Origin of the sequence: Streptomyces sp. NPDC052496, assembly GCF_040679095.1 — a bacterium.
Taxonomy (GTDB): domain Bacteria; phylum Actinomycetota; class Actinomycetes; order Streptomycetales; family Streptomycetaceae; genus Streptomyces.
The window spans coordinates 197990-213794 of sequence record NZ_JBFAUH010000015.1 but is presented as its reverse complement, the minus strand read 5'-3'; the positions used below and the strand labels follow the sequence as shown (position 1 = coordinate 213794).

Genomic DNA, 15805 nt, shown 5'->3' with positions numbered 1-15805 from the left:
TGTGAACCGGTGTAAAGATCAAAGAACCTTCATCAAGGCTAGCAGCTCACGACTGACGTCCTCGACGGAGGTGTTGACCAGGGTCTCGTCGAACTCGGTCTCGGCGGCCAGCTCGACCTTGGCGGCCGCCAGGCGGCGCTCGATGACCTCGGGGGCCTCCGTGCCCCGGCCGGTGAGCCGGCGGACCAGCTCGTCCCAGCTCGGCGGGGCCAGGAAGACCAGCTGGGCCTCCTTCATGGACTCGCGGACCTGCCGCGCGCCCTGGAGGTCGATCTCCAGCAGGACCGGCTCGCCGGCCTCCAGGCGGTCCTGGACCGCCTTGCGCGGCGTGCCGTAGCGGTTGCCCGCGAACTCGGCCCACTCCAGCAGTTCGCCGTTGGCGACGAGCTTGTCGAATTCCTCGTCGTCCACGAAGAAGTACTGGACGCCGTGCCGCTCCCCGGGGCGCGGCTTGCGTGTGGTGGCCGACACCGAGAGCCAGACCTCGGGGTGAACCTTGCGCATATGGGCGACGACCGTGCTCTTGCCGACCCCGGAGGGGCCGGAGAGCACGGTCAGCCGCGGACGGGCGTCCGGGGATACGGGGGATGCCCCCCGAGGTGTTGCAGCCATACGGCGATTATTCCAGTTCCCCGGCAGTGCCCGGAAACTCAGCCGGCTTTCTCGCCGAACTCGCGCTCCAAGGCGGCGATCTGGTTGGTGCCCAGACCACGCACCCGGCGGCTCTCGGAGATACCCAGCCGCTCCATGATCTGCTTGGCCCGGACCTTGCCCACGCCGGGCAGGGATTCCAGGAGGGCGGAGACCTTCATCTTGCCGATGACGTCGTTCTCCTGGCCCTGCTTGATGACGTCATGGAGGGAGGCGCCGGAGTTTTTGAGCCGATTCTTGACCTCGGCGCGCTCCCGGCGAGCCGCGGCGGCCTTTTCGAGCGCGGCTGCGCGCTGTTCAGGGGTAAGGGGCGGAAGAGCCACGCCTACGTCACCTCGGATGTAGAACTGTCGGATACGGACCGTGTGGAACCTAGTCGCCCCGCATCTGCGGAGCAACGAGCAACGCGCTTACGTGCACTGCTCTCGTCGGAGACTAGCGGCCTGGGCGCTCGGAGTCAGCGAGAACAGACGAAAAGTCCTGGTCAGACTCTGCTGACCAGGACATAACGGGACTAAAGTCCCTGACGTTCGACCGCTGTGCGCACCTCGTCGGCACATCCGAGGGCGGCCTCGCGAAGTGCGGCGACGTCGGGACCGTGCCGCAGCACCCCCCGGCTGACGCTCGGCACGACGTTGCGCACCGCGTCCCCGAAGACCCGCGGGAGGTCCGCGGGGGTCGCGCCCTGCGCGCCGATGCCGGGTGCGAGCAGCGGCCCGCCGGTCGCCAGGTCGTACGCGGACAGGTCGCCGAGCGTGGCGCCGACGACGGCTCCGTACGAGCCCAGCTCCCCCCGGGAGGCCGCGTCGGCGTTCTCCGCCTTCAGGTGCCCCAGCACGGTCGCGGCGACGGTACGGCCGTCGGCCCGTACCGCGTGCTGGACCTCCTGGCCCTCGGGGTTCGAGGTCAGCGCGAGGGCGAACAGGCCGCAGCCGTTCTCCCGGGCCAGCTCGACGGCCGGGGCGAGCGACCCGAAGCCCAGGTACGGGCTGACCGTGACCGCGTCGGAGAACAGCGGCGAGGCCGGGTCCAGGTAGGTGGCGGCGTACGCGGCCATGGTGGAACCGATGTCGCCGCGCTTGGCGTCCATCAGGACCAGGGCACCGGCCTCCCGGGCCGCCGCGACGGTCTCCTCCAGGACGGCGATGCCGCGCGAGCCGAAGCGCTCGAAGAAGGCGGACTGCGGCTTGAGGACGGCGACGCGGCCGGCCAGCGCCTCGACGACGGTGCGCGAGAAGGCCGCCAGGCCCGCCACGTCGTCGCTCAGGCCCCAGTCGGCCAGCAGGGAGGCGTGCGGGTCGATGCCGACGCAGAGCGGGCCGCGTTCGTCCATGGCGCGGCGCAGGCGGGCGCCGAAGGGTTCGGGGCTCACGAGGAGGTCACCTTCCTGTGCTCGGCGCCGACGGCGTCGGCGAGGGTGGCGTACGGGCTGTTGCGCAGGCGTGCGGCGAGTCCCTTGTGGAGGGCGCGGGCGTAGAACGGGCCCTCGTAGATGAAGGCGCTGTAGCCCTGTACGAGCGTGGCACCGGCGAGGATCCGCTGCCAGGCGTCCTCGGCGTTCTCGACGCCGCCGACGCCGATCAGGGTGACGCGGTCGCCGACGCGGGCGTACAGGCGGCGCAGCACCTCCAGGGAGCGTGCCTTGACCGGGGCGCCGGACAGCCCGCCGGTCTCCTGGACCAGCGCCGGGTCGGAGGCCAGGCCGAGGCTCTCGCGGGCGATGGTGGTGTTGGTGGCGATGATGCCGTCCAGGCCCAGTTCCACGGCGAGGTCGGCGACCGCGTCCACGTCCTCGTCGGCGAGGTCCGGTGCGATCTTGACCAGCAGCGGGACGCGGCGGCCGGGGACGGTGCGGTCGGCCGCCTCGCGGACCGCGGTGAGCAGCGGGCGCAGGTGGTCGACGGCCTGGAGGTTGCGCAGGCCGGGGGTGTTCGGCGAGGAGACGTTGACGACCAGGTAGTCCGCGTGGCGGGCCAGCCGCTCCGTGGACGTCACGTAATCGGCGATCGCCCGGTCCTCGGGGACGACCTTGGTCTTGCCGATGTTGACGCCCAGCGTCGTACGGAAGACGGGGTTGCGGGCGGCCAGACGGGCCGCCACGGCCGCCGAACCGTCGTTGTTGAAGCCCATGCGGTTGATGAGCGCGCGGTCCGGTACGAGGCGGAACAGGCGCTTCTTGGGGTTGCCGGGCTGCGGCTCGGCGGTGACCGTGCCGATCTCGACGTGGTCGAAGCCGAGCATGGCCATGCCGTCGATCGCGACGGCGTTCTTGTCGAAGCCGGCGGCCAGCCCGAAGGGGCCGTGCATGCGGCGGCCCAGGGCCTCGACGCGCAGCTCCTTGTAGCGGGGGGCCAGGACGGCCGCGGCGAAGGTGCGCAGCACCGGGACGCGCGCGGCCAGCCGGATCCAGCGGAAGGCCAGGTGGTGGGCCTTCTCGGGGTCCATGCGGCGGAAGATCAGGTTGAAGAGGAGGGAGTACACGAGCGGGCGGGGCCTTCCGCGGGTCGGGGAGGTCGAAGGAGACGGGGCTCATGAGCGGACCGGGCACGGGGCTCATGAGCGGTCCGGGGCACGGGTCTCATGAAGAGGGGGACACCGCGGCGGTGTCCCCCTCCGGGTGGCCCTACTCCTCGCGGGCCGCGGTCAGCTGCCGCGCGTGTTCCTGGAGGGACCGCACGCCCACGTCGCCGCGGGACATCGCCTCGATGCCCTGCACGGCGGCGGCCAGCGCCTGGACCGTGGTCAGGCACGGGACGCCGCGGGCGACGGCCGCGGTACGGATGTCGTAGCCGTCGAGCCGGCCGCCGGTGCCGTACGGCGTGTTGACGATGAGGTCGACCTCGCCGGCGTGGATGAGCTGGACGATGGTCTGCTCGCCGTTGGGGCCCTCGCCCTCGCTCTTCTTGCGGACGACGGTGGCGTTGATGCCGTTGCGGCGCAGCACCTCGGCGGTGCCGGAGGTGGCCAGCAGCTCGAAGCCGTGGGCGACCAGCTCCCGCGCCGGGAAGATCATCGCGCGCTTGTCGCGGTTGGCGACGGAGACGAACGCCCGGCCCTTGGTGGGCAGCGCGCCGTACGCGCCGGACTGCGACTTGGCGTACGCCGTGCCGAAGACCGAGTCGATGCCCATGACCTCACCGGTGGAGCGCATCTCCGGGCCCAGCACGGTGTCCACGCCCTGCCCCGAGACGTCGCGGAACCGCGACCAGGGCATGACGGCCTCCTTGACGGAGATCGGCGAGTCCAGCGGCAGGGTGCCGCCGTCGCCGCTCTTGGGCAGCATGCCCTCGGCGCGCAGCTCGGCGACGGTGGCGCCCAGCGAGATGCGGGCGGCGGCCTTGGCCAGCGGTACCGCGGTCGCCTTCGAGGTGAAGGGGACGGTACGGGAGGCGCGCGGGTTGGCCTCCAGGACGTAGAGGATGTCGCCCGCCATCGCGAACTGGATGTTGATCAGGCCGCGGACGCCGACGCCCTTGGCGATGGCCTCGGTGGAGGCGCGCAGCCGCTTGATGTCGTAGCCGCCGAGGGTGATGGGCGGCAGTGCGCAGGCGGAGTCGCCGGAGTGGATGCCGGCTTCCTCGATGTGCTCCATGACGCCGCCGAGGTAGAGCTCGTGGCCGTCGTAGAGGGCGTCCACGTCGATCTCTATGGCGTCGTCCAGGAAGCGGTCGATGAGGACCGGGTGCTGGTCGATCAGGCCGGCGTGCCGCTCCAGGTACTCGCCCAGCGACGGCTCGTCGTAGACGATCTCCATGCCGCGGCCGCCGAGGACGTAGGACGGCCGGACCATGACCGGGTAGCCGATCTCGGCGGCGATGCCCTTGGCCTCGTCGAAGGAGTAGGCGGTGCCGTACTTGGGGGCGGGCAGGCCCGCCTCGGTCAGCACCTGGCCGAACGCGCCGCGCTCCTCGGCCAGGTCGATGGCCTCCGGCGAGGTGCCGACGATCGGTACGCCGTTGTCCTTGAGCGCCTGCGCCAGGCCCAGCGGGGTCTGGCCGCCGAGCTGGACGACGACGCCCGCGACCGGGCCCGCCGCCTGCTCGGCGTGCACGATCTCCAGAACGTCCTCCAGGGTGAGCGGCTCGAAGTAGAGCCGGTCGGAGGTGTCGTAGTCCGTGGAGACGGTCTCCGGGTTGCAGTTGACCATGACGGTCTCGTAGCCCGCGTCGGACAGCGCGAAGGAGGCGTGCACGCAGGAGTAGTCGAACTCGATGCCCTGGCCGATGCGGTTCGGGCCGGAGCCCAGGATGATCACGGCGGGCTTCTCGCGCGGCGCGACCTCGCTCTCCTCGTCGTAGGACGAGTAGAAGTACGGGGTCTTCGCGGCGAACTCGGCGGCGCAGGTGTCCACCGTCTTGTAGACGGGGCGGATGCCGAGCGCGTGCCGGACCTCGCGGACGACGTCCTCGGTCAGGCCGCGGATCGCGGCGATCTGGACGTCCGAGAAGCCGTGCCGCTTGGCGTACGCCAGCACCTCGGGGCCGAGCTGGTCGGCGGCCGCGATCTCGTCGGCGATCTCCTTGACCAGGAAGAGCTGGTCGACGAACCACGGGTCGATCTCCGTGGCGTCGAAGACCTCCTCCGGGGTGGCCCCGGCGCGGATCGCCTGCATGACGGTGTTGATCCGGCCGTCCGTGGGGATCTCGGCCTTGACCAGCAGCTCCGCCTTGTCGCCGGGGTCGCCGGTGAAGTCGAACTGGCTGCCCTTCTTCTCCAGCGAGCGCAGCGCCTTGTTCAGCGCCTCGGTGAAGTTACGGCCGATGGCCATGGCCTCGCCGACCGACTTCATGGTGGTGGTCAGCCGGGCGTCCGCCGCCGGGAACTTCTCGAAGGCGAAGCGCGGGACCTTGACGACGACGTAGTCGAGGGTGGGCTCGAAGGACGCCGGGGTCTTCTCGGTGATGTCGTTGGGGATCTCGTCGAGCGTGTAGCCGACGGCCAGCCGGGCGGCGATCTTCGCGATCGGGAAGCCGGTGGCCTTGGAGGCGAGCGCCGAGGAGCGCGAGACGCGCGGGTTCATCTCGATGACGATGACCCGGCCGTCGACGGGGTTGACGGCGAACTGGATGTTGCAGCCGCCGGTGTCCACGCCGACCTCGCGGATGACGGCGATGCCGATGTCGCGCAGGGTCTGGTACTCGCGGTCGGTGAGCGTCATCGCCGGGGCGACGGTGATGGAGTCGCCGGTGTGCACGCCCATCGGGTCGAAGTTCTCGATGGAGCAGACGACCACGACGTTGTCGTTCTTGTCGCGCATCAGCTCCAGCTCGTACTCCTTCCAGCCGAGGATGGACTCCTCCAGGAGCACCTCGGTGGTCGGCGAGAGGGTCAGGCCCTGGCCGGCGATGCGGCGCAGCTCCTCCTCGTCGTGGGCGAAGCCGGAGCCGGCGCCGCCCATGGTGAAGGAGGGGCGTACGACGACCGGGTAGCCGCCCAGCTCCTCGACGCCCTTCATGACGTCGTCCATGGAGTGGCAGATGTAGGAGCGCGCGGACTCGCCGTGGCCGATCTTGCGGCGGACCGCCTCGACGACCTCCTTGAACAGGTCGCGGTCCTCGCCCTTGTTGATCGCCTCGACGTTGGCGCCGATCAGCTCGACGCCGTACTGGTCCAGGGTGCCCGACTCGTGCAGCGAGATCGCGGTGTTCAGCGCGGTCTGGCCGCCCAGGGTGGGCAGCAGGGCGTCCGGGCGCTCCTTGGCGATGATCTTCTCGACGAATTCCGGGGTGATCGGCTCGACGTACGTGGCGTCGGCGATCTCCGGGTCGGTCATGATCGTGGCCGGGTTGGAGTTGACCAGGATGACCCGCAGGCCCTCGGCCTTCAGGACCCGGCACGCCTGGGTGCCGGAGTAGTCGAACTCGGCTGCCTGGCCGATGACGATCGGGCCGGAGCCGATGACCAGGACGGACTGGATATCGGTGCGCTTAGGCACGCTGGCCCTCCATGAGCTGGACGAAGCGGTCGAACAGGTAGGCCGCGTCGTGCGGGCCCGCGGCGGCCTCGGGGTGGTACTGGACGCTGAAGGCCGGCCGGTCGAGGAGCTGGAGCCCCTCCACCACGTTGTCGTTGAGGCACACGTGGGAGACCTCGGCGCGCCCGTAGGGGGTCTCGGAGACCTGGTCGAGCGGCGCGTCCACGGCGAAGCCGTGGTTGTGCGCGGTGACCTCGACCTTGCCGGTCGTACGGTCCTGCACCGGCTGGTTGATGCCGCGGTGCCCGTACTTGAGCTTGTACGTGCCGAAGCCCAGCGCGCGGCCGAGGATCTGGTTGCCGAAGCAGATACCGAACAGCGGCGTGCCGCGCTCCAGCACGCCCCGCATGACGGAGACGGGGTGGTCGGCGGTGGCCGGGTCGCCCGGGCCGTTGGAGAAGAACACGCCGTCCGGGTTCACCGCGTACACGTCCTCGACGGTGGCGGTGGCGGGCAGCACGTGCACCTCGATGCCGCGCTCGGCCATGCGGTACGGGGTCATGCCCTTGATGCCCAGGTCCACGGCGGCGACCGTGAAGCGCTTGGTGCCCTGCGCGGGGACCACGTACGCCTCCTTTATGGCCACCTCGGCGGACAGGTCGGCGCCCTTCATCGCCGGGGCCGACTGCACCTTGGCGAGCAGCGCCGCCTCGTCGGCGAGGCCGGTGCCGGCCGGGCCGTCGAGCGCCGGGCCGGAGAAGATGCCGACCCGCATCGCACCGCGTTCGCGCAGGTGGCGGGTGAGCGCACGGGTGTCGATGCCGCTGATGCCGACGACGCCCTGGGCGGCCAGCTCGTCGTCGAGGGTGCGGGCCGAGCGCCAGTTGGACGGGGTGCGGGCGGGGTCGCGTACGACGAAGCCGGACACCCAGATGCGGGCGGACTCCGGGTCCTCGTCGTTGACGCCCGTGTTGCCGATGTGCGGGGCGGTCATGACGACGACCTGGCGGTGGTACGAGGGGTCGGTCAGGGTCTCCTGGTAGCCGGTCATGCCGGTGGAGAACACCGCCTCGCCGAAGGTCTCCCCCACGGCCCCGTAGGCGCGGCCGCGGAAGCTGCGGCCGTCCTCCAGGACGAGTATGGCGGGAGACGCCGCCCTCCTCTTCGAGGCGTTCCCCTGGATGGAGGTCGTCATCGTGCGCCTTCCGTTTCGGTGGTCTTGCTGTTCTTGCTGATCAGGTCGGTCAGAGCGGCGACCCACGCGGTGTGCTCGGCGGCCCGGTCGGACCGGAAACCGGAGTCGATCTCCTGGTCCCCGTGCGCCCAGGTGATCACCAGCAGGCCGCCCTCGGGCAGGACCTTGCCGGCGATGCCCTTGTCCAGGCGGGCGCCGCGCAGGGCCGCGGCCGGGACGAAGAAGTCCTGCGCACCGGGGCGTACGACGTCCACGCCGGCGTCGGTCAGGGTCAGCTCGGCACGGCTCCGGGTGCCCAGGCCGCGCGCGACGATGCGGTCCAGCCACTGTCCGGCGGTCGTCGAACCGTGGTAGCGGCCGGTCGTCGTCAGCAGCGGCGCACCGGCGTCCTCGGGGGCCGTGGGCAGCTCGGGCAGGTCGCCCTGGAGGGTGCCGCGCCACTTCCAGCCCTCGCGCATCAGCCAGTACAGGAGCGCGACGAACAGGAGCAGTCCGACGACCCAGCCGATCCGGGCCGCCCAGTCGGTGACCTCGGCGGACTTCTGCTCGGCTGCCAGTTGGATGAATGAAGATGTCACGCCAGTTTCCCGTCCACGACCGTTGCCCGGCCCCGCAGGAAGGTGTGGGTCACGCGACCCGGCAGCTCACGGCCCTCGTAGGGCGTGTTGCGGCTGCGGGAGGCGAAGCCCGCGGGGTCCACAGGTCCACGGTATGCCGGATCGAGCAGCGTGAGGTTGGCGGGCTCGCCAGGCGAGACGGGGCGGCCGTGGCCCTTGAGACGGCCGATCTCGGCGGGGCGGAAGGACATCCGGTCCGCGACGCCGGCCCAGTCCAGCAGGCCGGTGTCCACCATCGTGTGCTGGACGACGGACAGCGCCGTCTCCAGGCCGACCATGCCCATGGCGGCCGCGCCCCACTCGCAGTCCTTGTCCTCGTGCGGGTGCGGGGCGTGGTCGGTGGCGACGCAGTCGATGGTGCCGTCGGCCAGCGCCTCGCGCAGCGCCAGCACGTCGGCCTCCGTACGCAGCGGCGGGTTCACCTTGTAGACGGGGTTGTACGACCGTACGAGCTCGTCGGTGAGCAGCAGGTGGTGCGGGGTGACCTCGGCGGTGACGTTCCAGCCCTTGGACTTCGCCCAGCGGACGATCTCGACGGAGCCCGCGGTGGACAGGTGGCAGATGTGCACCCGCGAACCGACGTGCGCGGCGAGCAGCACGTCCCGCGCGATGATCGACTCCTCGGCGACCGCGGGCCAGCCGGCCAGGCCCAGCTCGGCGGAGACGATGCCCTCGTTCATCTGGGCGCCCTCGGTCAGCCGGGGCTCCTGGGCGTGCTGGGCGATCACGCCGTCGAAGGCCTTCACGTACTCCAGCGCGCGGCGCATGATCACCGCGTCGTCCACGCACTTGCCGTCGTCGGAGAAGACCCGGACGCCCGCGGCGGAGTCGTGCATGGCGCCCAGCTCGGCGAGCTTCTTGCCCTCCAGGCCCACGGTCACCGCGCCGACCGGCTGCACGTCGCAGTAGCCGGACTCCTTGCCCAGGCGCCAGACCTGCTCGACGACGCCCGCGGTGTCGGCGACGGGGAAGGTGTTGGCCATGGCGTGCACGGCGGTGAAGCCGCCGACGGCGGCGGCCTTGGTGCCGGTCAGGACGGTCTCGGAGTCCTCGCGGCCCGGCTCGCGCAGGTGGGTGTGCAGGTCGACCAGGCCGGGCAGCAGGATCTGGCCCGCGGCCTCGACGACGGTGACGCCCTCGGCGCTGGAGACGGTCAGGTCCGTGCCGACGGCGGTGACCGTGCCATCGGTGATCAGGACGTCCTGCGGCTCGCCACCCAGGACCTTCGCCCCGCGGATCAGGGTCTTGCTCATGATTACTTGCTCTCCTCGGTGCGAGTGGAGGGGCGGCGCGCAGCGCCTCCGTCCGGGGTGGTGGCGGGCGACGGGTGGGCGGTGGGGGCGGTGGTCGTGACGGCGGGTTCGTTGCCGCCCAGCAGCAGGTACAGGACGGCCATCCGGATGCTCACGCCGTTGGCCACCTGTTCGACGGCGGTGCAGCGCGGCGAGTCGGCGACCTCGGCGGTGATCTCCATGCCGCGGTTCATCGGGCCGGGGTGCATCACGATCGCGTGGTCGGGCATCCGGCTCATCCGGTCGCCGTCCAGGCCGTAGCGCCGCGCGTACTCCCGCTCGGTGGGGAAGAAGGCGGCGTTCATCCGCTCGCGCTGGACGCGCAGCATCATCACCGCGTCGGACTTGGTCAGCACCGCGTCGAGGTCGTAGCTGACCTCGCAGGGCCACCGCTCGACGCCGACCGGCACCAGGGTGGGCGGCGCGACCAGCGTCACCTCGGCGCCCAGCGTGGTCAGCAGGTGGACGTTGGAGCGGGCGACGCGGCTGTGCAGGATGTCGCCGACGATGGTGATGTGGCGGCCGGAGAGGTTCTGGCCCGCGCCGTCGGTCAGGTGCCGGCGCATGGTGAAGGCGTCCAGCAGGGCCTGGGTGGGGTGCTCGTGCGTACCGTCGCCCGCGTTGACGACCGAGCCGCCGATCCAGCCGGAGGTGGCCAGGCGGTGCGGGGCGCCGGAGTCGCCGTGCCGGATGACGACGGCGTCCGCGCCCATCGCCTCCAGAGTCAGCGCGGTGTCCTTCAGGGACTCGCCCTTGGAGACGGACGAGCCCTTCGCGGAGAAGTTGATGACGTCCGCCGAGAGCCGCTTGGCGGCGGCCTCGAAGGAGATACGGGTGCGCGTGGAGTCCTCGAAGAAGAGGTTGACGACGGTGCGTCCGCGCAGGGTGGGGAGCTTCTTGATCGGCCGGTCCGCCACCCGGGCCATCTCCTCGGCGGTGTCGAGGATCAGGACGGCGTCGTCGCGGGTGAGGTCGGCGGCCGAGATGAGATGACGCTTCATCCGGTTTTCTCCGTGAGTGGTGGAGGGGTACGGGTATGTCCGTCGAGCAGGCATGGCTGGGGGCCCGGGCGCACCGGGTCCGTCCAGGGGTGTGCTACTGCTCGCCGGCCGGGGCGGTCTGCTTGACACCGAGCAGTACGGCGTCGCGGCCGTCCTCCTCGGTGAGCTGGACCTTGACCGTCTCCCGCAGCGACGTGGGGAGGTTCTTGCCCACATAGTCGGCGCGGATCGGCAGCTCGCGGTGGCCGCGGTCGACGAGGACCGCCAGCTGCACGGCGCGCGGCCGGCCGATGTCGTTCAGGGCGTCGAGGGCGGCGCGGATCGTCCGGCCGGAGAAGAGCACGTCGTCGACGAGGAGGACCACACGGCCCTCGATGCCGTCACCGGGGATGTCGGTGCGCGCGAGGGCACGGGCCGGGCCCAGGCGCAGGTCGTCGCGGTACATCGTGATGTCGAGCGAACCGACCGGGACGGCGCGTCCGGTGATCTCTTCGAGCTTGGCGGCCAGCCGGCGGGCGAGGAAGACGCCGCGGGTGGGGATGCCGAGGAGCACCACGTCGTCGGCGCCCTTGGCGCGTTCGACGATCTCGTGGGCGATGCGGGTGAGCATGCGCGTGATGTCCGGCCCTTCGAGGACCGGACGCGCAGCGTTGGAGCTGGGGGCGTCCATGACGAACGGACCTCCTTCTCCGCCTCACAGGACGGACTTTAAAGGACGTCGGGGTTACGCCGTTCACGGTACCAGGACCTGCGGCGGAGTCCGAGCGCACCCCTTCGGGGCCACCGTGTGACTCATTCGGCTTGACGATGCCGAATTACGCTGCGTAACCTCACAGTGAGTTACCAGCCGCGCGGCCCGCGCCGCACGTCTACACAGCGTCCGGGGAGCTTTATGTCCAGCGAATACGCCAAACAGCTCGGGGCCAAGCTCCGCGCCATCCGCACCCAGCAGGGCCTCTCTCTCCACGGTGTCGAGGAGAAGTCCCAGGGCCGCTGGAAGGCCGTCGTGGTGGGCTCGTACGAGCGCGGCGACCGTGCCGTGACCGTACAGCGCCTGGCCGAGCTGGCCGACTTCTACGGGGTTCCGGTGCAGGAGCTGCTGCCGGGCACGACCCCGGGCGGCGCGGCCGAGCCGCCGCCGAAGCTGGTCCTGGACCTGGAGCGCCTCGCCCACGTCCCCGCCGAGAAGGCCGGCCCGCTGCAGCGCTACGCCGCCACGATCCAGAGCCAGCGCGGTGACTACAACGGCAAGGTGCTCTCGATCCGCCAGGACGACCTGCGCACCCTCGCGGTGATCTACGACCAGTCGCCTTCCGTGCTGACCGAGCAGCTGATCAGCTGGGGCGTGCTGGACGCCGACGCACGCCGCGCGGTGCAGCACGAGGACATCTGACCTCACGGGGGTCACCTGCAGAAACGTACCGCCGCTTCCGATCGCCTCGGGAGCGGCGGTTTTCTGTGCCCGGGGCCACGTCCTCGGCGTCCCGTACATGCGAAGGGGCCCGGAGCGTGTCGCACGCTCCGGGCCCCTTCACGGATCCACCACGCCTCAGTGCGCCTCGTCGCGCCGCAGGCTGGGCTTCAGTTCCTTCAGGCGGGCCAGCAGTCCGTTGACGAAGGCCGGGGATTCGTCCGTGGAGAACTCCTTGGCCAGCTGTACCGCTTCGTCGATCGCCACGGCGTCCGGCGTCTCGTCCACCCAGATCAGCTCGTACGCACCGAGCCGCAGGACGTTGCGGTCGACCGTCGGCATCCGGTCCAGCGTCCAGCCGACGGAGTAGGAGGAGAGCAGCTCGTCGATGCGCGCGATGTGCTCCGCGTACCCCTCGACCAGTTGCAGGGTGTACTCGTTGACCGGCGGCTGCCGCGGGTCGGTCCGGGCGTGACGCATCCAGTCCGCCAGCACGGACTGCACGTCGGCACCGCGCTGGTCGGCCTCGAAGAGGATCTGGAAGGCGCGCTTACGGGCCTTGTTGCGGGCGGCCACGGTTAGCTGTTCACCCGGCCGAGGTACTCGCCGGAGCGGGTGTCGACCTTGATCTTCTCGCCGGTCGTGATGAAGAGCGGCACCTGGATCTGGTAGCCGGTCTCCAGCGTGGCGGGCTTGGTGCCGCCGGTGGAGCGGTCGCCCTGGACACCGGGCTCGGTCTCCTGGATGGTCAGCTCGACCGCGGCCGGCAGCTCGACGTAGAGCACGTTGCCGTCGTGCTGCGCCACGACCGCCTCGAAGCCTTCGAGCAGGTAGTTGGCGGCGTCACCGACGGTCTTGCGGTCGATGTGCAGCTGGTCGTAGGTGTCCATGTCCATGAAGACGAAGTACTCGCCGTCCATGTACGAGAACTGCATGCCGCGCTTGTCGACGTTGGCCGTCTCGACCTTCACACCGGCGTTGAAGGTCTTGTCCACCACCTTGCCGGACAGCACGTTCTTGAGCTTGGTGCGGACGAAGGCCGGGCCCTTGCCGGGCTTGACGTGCTGGAACTCGACGACGGACCAGAGCTGGCCGCCTTCGAGCTTGAGCACCAGGCCGTTCTTGAGGTCGTTCGTGGAAGCCACGGTTGCGGAATCTCCTGGACTGCGGGTGGTGGGACTTCGGGCACCCGCGCGGCGAACCGGTCCGGCTCAGAGCGCGAGCAGCTCCTTGGTCGTGATCGTGAGTAGCTCGGGTCCGCCGTCCGCCTCGGGGCGGACGACGAGTGTGTCGTCGATCCGGACACCGCCACGGCCCGGGAGGTGAACCCCCGGATCGACGGTGACCGGCACGCAAGCGTCCAGTTTACCCATGGCCGCAGGTGACAGCCGAGGGTCCTCGTCGATTTCGAGGCCCACGCCGTGTCCGGTACCCGGTCCGAGCCGCTCCCCGTACCCCGCGCCGACCAGCACCTGGCGCGCCGCCCGGTCCACCTCACGGCACTCCACACCCGGCGCCAGGGTCTCCCGGCCGGCCCGCTGGGCTGCGAAAACGAGGTCGTACAGCTCGATCTGCCAGTCCGCGGGCGTGGTGCCGATGACGAACGTACGGCCGATCTCGCAACGGTAACCCCGGTAGTTCGCACCCAGGTTGACGGACAGGAAGTCACCTTCCTCGACCCGTCGGTCGGTGGGCAGATGTCCGGGTCGTCCCGCATGGGGACCGGAGGCGACCGAGGTGGCGAAGGCGGGGCCGTCCGCGCCGTGGTCGACCAGACGGCGCTCCAGCTCCAGGGCGAGATGCCGCTCGGTACGGCCCACCAGGATCGACTCCAGCAGTTCGCCGAGGGCCTGGTCGGTGATCTCGGCGGCGATCCGCAGGCAGGCGATCTCCTCGTCGTCCTTGACGACCCGCTGCGCCTCGACGGCGCGGGCCAGGTCGGCGAGCCGCAGCCGCGGGGCGACCTGGGCCAGCGCGCGGTGCCGGGCGACCGTGAGGTGGTGCTCCTCGACGGCCAGCGAGCCCGCTCCGGCCCGTGCGGCCTGCTCGGCGGCGGCCACGACCGTATCGCCGTCCGAGCCGGGCAGCTCGCAGACCCGCAGCTCCTCGGCGGGCCGTCCCTCCGTGGGATCGCCGCTCAGCGGCCCCTCGGTCAGCAGCAGGTCGTCGGCGGGCCCGAGCAGCAGGGCCGCGCCGGGCGGCGCGCAGCCGGTCAGGTAGCGGACGTTGGCGGGACGCGAGATCAGCGCCGCGGCGCTGCCGGCGGCGACGCAGCGGTCGCGCAGCCGCGTACGCCGGGCCGAGTAGAGCTCGGACATGCACCGAGCGTACGGGCCCCGGCCGAACCCGGCCGGTCGGACGGGGCCGGGCGGGGGACTGCGTGGTGCGGGGAGGGCCGCGTGATGCGGGGAGGGCCGCGTGATGCGGGGAGAGTCCGCGTGGTGCGGGGGCCGCGTGGTGCAGGGGGGCCGCGTAGTGCGGGGAGAGTCCGCGTGGTGCGGGGTGGACGGGGGCGCCCACCCACCCCGCCCCCGCTACCAGCTCGGCGGGCTCGCGATGCTCCGGGCGACCACGTCGTCCAGGAGGCGTGCGGTGGTGGGCACGTCGTGCGCGGAGTTGTCGATGATGGGCAGGCCGGAGCCGTACCAGCCCGCCATCCGGCCGTGGATGCGGGCGACCTCCTCGTCGGACAGGCGCCGGTTGCCCGTACGGCGGGCGTTGCGCTCCAGGACGATCTCCAGGCCCGGCAGCAGCACGATCGGCAGCAGCCCGGGGCCCACGTGCCGCTTCCAGCCGCCGAGGCCGATGACCGGGCGGTCCGGGAAGACGGCGTCGTCGAGGATGCAGGAGATGCCGTTGGCGAGGAAGTTGCGGGCCGCGAAGCCGCAGGTGCGGCGGGCCAGGCGGTACTGCGCCTCGGAGTGGTCGTTCCAGCCGGCCTGGGGGTCGGCGAAGCCGGACCGTACCCATTCGCGGACGTCGTCCAGGCTGATGTGCGCGGTGGGCACCCGCCGGGTGTCGGCCCAGTGCCGGGCGACGCTGGTCTTGCCGGCGCCCGCCGGACCGATGAGGAGCACGGCCACGGCGGCGTGCGCCGCGTCCGGCGCCGAGGTGCCGGCGGGCGGGCTGGGCAGCGCGACGGGGGCACCGGGCGGCAACTGGACGTGCCCGGTGGCCTCGGCGGACGGCGGCGCGGTCGGCGCGCCGTGCGGCGGTGCGGCGGGCGGCGGGGGCGCGGGCCAGCCGGGCGCGGGCGGCGCGGCCTGCGGCTGGTGCTGATGCTGGTGCTGATGCGGCGGTATGGGGTGGCCGGGGCCGGTCGCCGGGCTCATGGTGGCGGCCAGGCCCGGCACCGGTCCATGAGGCGGTGGCAGCGGAGTCCCCCCTGCGTGCTGCATCCGGTGGCTCTCCGTCTCGTGCGGTCGAATCTCGTGGCCGCCCGTGGCGTGCGGAGGGCTCGCGGTACGGCGGGACTGTCGTCCGTACGGTGCGCGCGCGTCCGGTGCGCCGGGCGTCCGGCCCGGGTGGGCCGAGGTGGTTGTCCGGCGAACGGTACCCAAAGAAGGTGGCCGCAGTCCTCCCCGGCGGGGCGGCCGGTGTCCCCGGCAGGCGACGGGTGCCCCAGGCAGGGCGGCCGGTGTCCCCGGCAGGACGGCCGGTGACCCCGGCAAGGGCGACGGGTGCCCCAGGCAGGGGCGGTCGGTCTTCCCCGCAGGGCGGTCGG

15 protein-coding genes are annotated in these 15805 nt (G+C 71.5%); 1 reads left to right on the top strand and 14 read right to left on the bottom strand.

Features of this window, described 5'->3' with window-relative positions; genetic code table 11:
* Nucleotides 1-18: 18 nt before the first annotated feature.
* The 10 genes from gmk to pyrR all read right to left on the bottom strand — a co-directional run bounded on the left by gmk (nucleotide 19) and on the right by pyrR (nucleotide 11340).
* Nucleotides 19-612, bottom strand: a complete 594-nt coding sequence (gene gmk, locus AB0L45_RS21595; protein ID WP_365842198.1) for a guanylate kinase — start codon at nucleotides 610-612, stop codon at nucleotides 19-21.
* A gap of 38 nt (nucleotides 613-650) precedes the next feature.
* A complete protein-coding gene (locus tag AB0L45_RS21590) occupies nucleotides 651-974 on the bottom strand; it encodes an integration host factor (RefSeq protein WP_365842196.1) in 324 nt (107 codons plus the stop codon).
* Nucleotides 975-1165: 191 nt separating this feature from the next.
* Complete coding sequence (gene pyrF, locus AB0L45_RS21585) at nucleotides 1166-2023, bottom strand: orotidine-5'-phosphate decarboxylase (protein WP_365842194.1); 858 nt, start codon at nucleotides 2021-2023, stop codon at nucleotides 1166-1168.
* Nucleotides 2020-3132 (bottom strand): quinone-dependent dihydroorotate dehydrogenase, encoded by a 1113-nt coding sequence (locus AB0L45_RS21580; protein ID WP_365842192.1) that lies wholly within the window; start codon nucleotides 3130-3132, stop codon nucleotides 2020-2022. Before AB0L45_RS21580 ends, pyrF begins: the two co-directional genes overlap by 4 nt.
* A 142-nt stretch (nucleotides 3133-3274) precedes the next feature.
* The gene (carB, locus tag AB0L45_RS21575; RefSeq protein WP_365842190.1) at nucleotides 3275-6586 is read right to left on the bottom strand and encodes a carbamoyl-phosphate synthase large subunit; all 3312 of its coding nucleotides are present in this window, start codon (nucleotides 6584-6586) and stop codon (nucleotides 3275-3277) included.
* Nucleotides 6579-7760: a glutamine-hydrolyzing carbamoyl-phosphate synthase small subunit gene (gene carA, locus AB0L45_RS21570; protein WP_365842188.1), complete on the bottom strand. Its 1182-nt coding sequence runs from the start codon at nucleotides 7758-7760 to the stop codon at nucleotides 6579-6581. The genes carB and carA overlap by 8 nt, the downstream gene beginning before the upstream one ends.
* The gene (locus tag AB0L45_RS21565) at nucleotides 7757-8338 is read right to left on the bottom strand and encodes a hypothetical protein (protein WP_365842186.1); all 582 of its coding nucleotides are present in this window, start codon (nucleotides 8336-8338) and stop codon (nucleotides 7757-7759) included. The genes carA and AB0L45_RS21565 overlap by 4 nt, the downstream gene beginning before the upstream one ends.
* Entirely contained in the window at nucleotides 8335-9630 is a 1296-nt protein-coding gene (locus AB0L45_RS21560) for a dihydroorotase (RefSeq protein ID WP_365842184.1), read from the bottom strand. Before AB0L45_RS21560 ends, AB0L45_RS21565 begins: the two co-directional genes overlap by 4 nt.
* A gap of 2 nt (nucleotides 9631-9632) precedes the next feature.
* Nucleotides 9633-10670: an aspartate carbamoyltransferase catalytic subunit gene (locus AB0L45_RS21555; RefSeq protein WP_365842182.1), complete on the bottom strand. Its 1038-nt coding sequence runs from the start codon at nucleotides 10668-10670 to the stop codon at nucleotides 9633-9635.
* A gap of 94 nt (nucleotides 10671-10764) precedes the next feature.
* Nucleotides 10765-11340: a bifunctional pyr operon transcriptional regulator/uracil phosphoribosyltransferase PyrR gene (gene pyrR, locus AB0L45_RS21550; protein ID WP_030999392.1), complete on the bottom strand. Its 576-nt coding sequence runs from the start codon at nucleotides 11338-11340 to the stop codon at nucleotides 10765-10767.
* A 222-nt stretch (nucleotides 11341-11562) separates the two neighbouring features.
* Here pyrR and bldD point away from each other — a divergent pair, with 222 nt between their 5' ends.
* A complete protein-coding gene (bldD, locus tag AB0L45_RS21545; protein ID WP_003982726.1) occupies nucleotides 11563-12063 on the top strand; it encodes a transcriptional regulator BldD in 501 nt (166 codons plus the stop codon).
* Nucleotides 12064-12219: 156 nt separating this feature from the next.
* Here bldD and nusB read toward each other — a convergent pair whose 3' ends face one another.
* The 4 genes from nusB to AB0L45_RS21525 all read right to left on the bottom strand — a co-directional run bounded on the left by nusB (nucleotide 12220) and on the right by AB0L45_RS21525 (nucleotide 15479).
* The gene (gene nusB, locus AB0L45_RS21540) at nucleotides 12220-12657 is read right to left on the bottom strand and encodes a transcription antitermination factor NusB (protein ID WP_365842179.1); all 438 of its coding nucleotides are present in this window, start codon (nucleotides 12655-12657) and stop codon (nucleotides 12220-12222) included.
* 2 nt (nucleotides 12658-12659) lie between these two features.
* The gene (gene efp / locus AB0L45_RS21535; RefSeq protein WP_365842177.1) at nucleotides 12660-13226 is read right to left on the bottom strand and encodes an elongation factor P; all 567 of its coding nucleotides are present in this window, start codon (nucleotides 13224-13226) and stop codon (nucleotides 12660-12662) included.
* Between the two features lie 66 nt (nucleotides 13227-13292).
* The gene (locus AB0L45_RS21530; RefSeq protein ID WP_365842175.1) at nucleotides 13293-14399 is read right to left on the bottom strand and encodes an aminopeptidase P family protein; all 1107 of its coding nucleotides are present in this window, start codon (nucleotides 14397-14399) and stop codon (nucleotides 13293-13295) included.
* A gap of 216 nt (nucleotides 14400-14615) precedes the next feature.
* The gene (locus AB0L45_RS21525) at nucleotides 14616-15479 is read right to left on the bottom strand and encodes a Pro-rich N-terminal domain-containing protein (protein ID WP_365842173.1); all 864 of its coding nucleotides are present in this window, start codon (nucleotides 15477-15479) and stop codon (nucleotides 14616-14618) included.
* Between the last annotated feature and the right edge of the window lie 326 nt (nucleotides 15480-15805).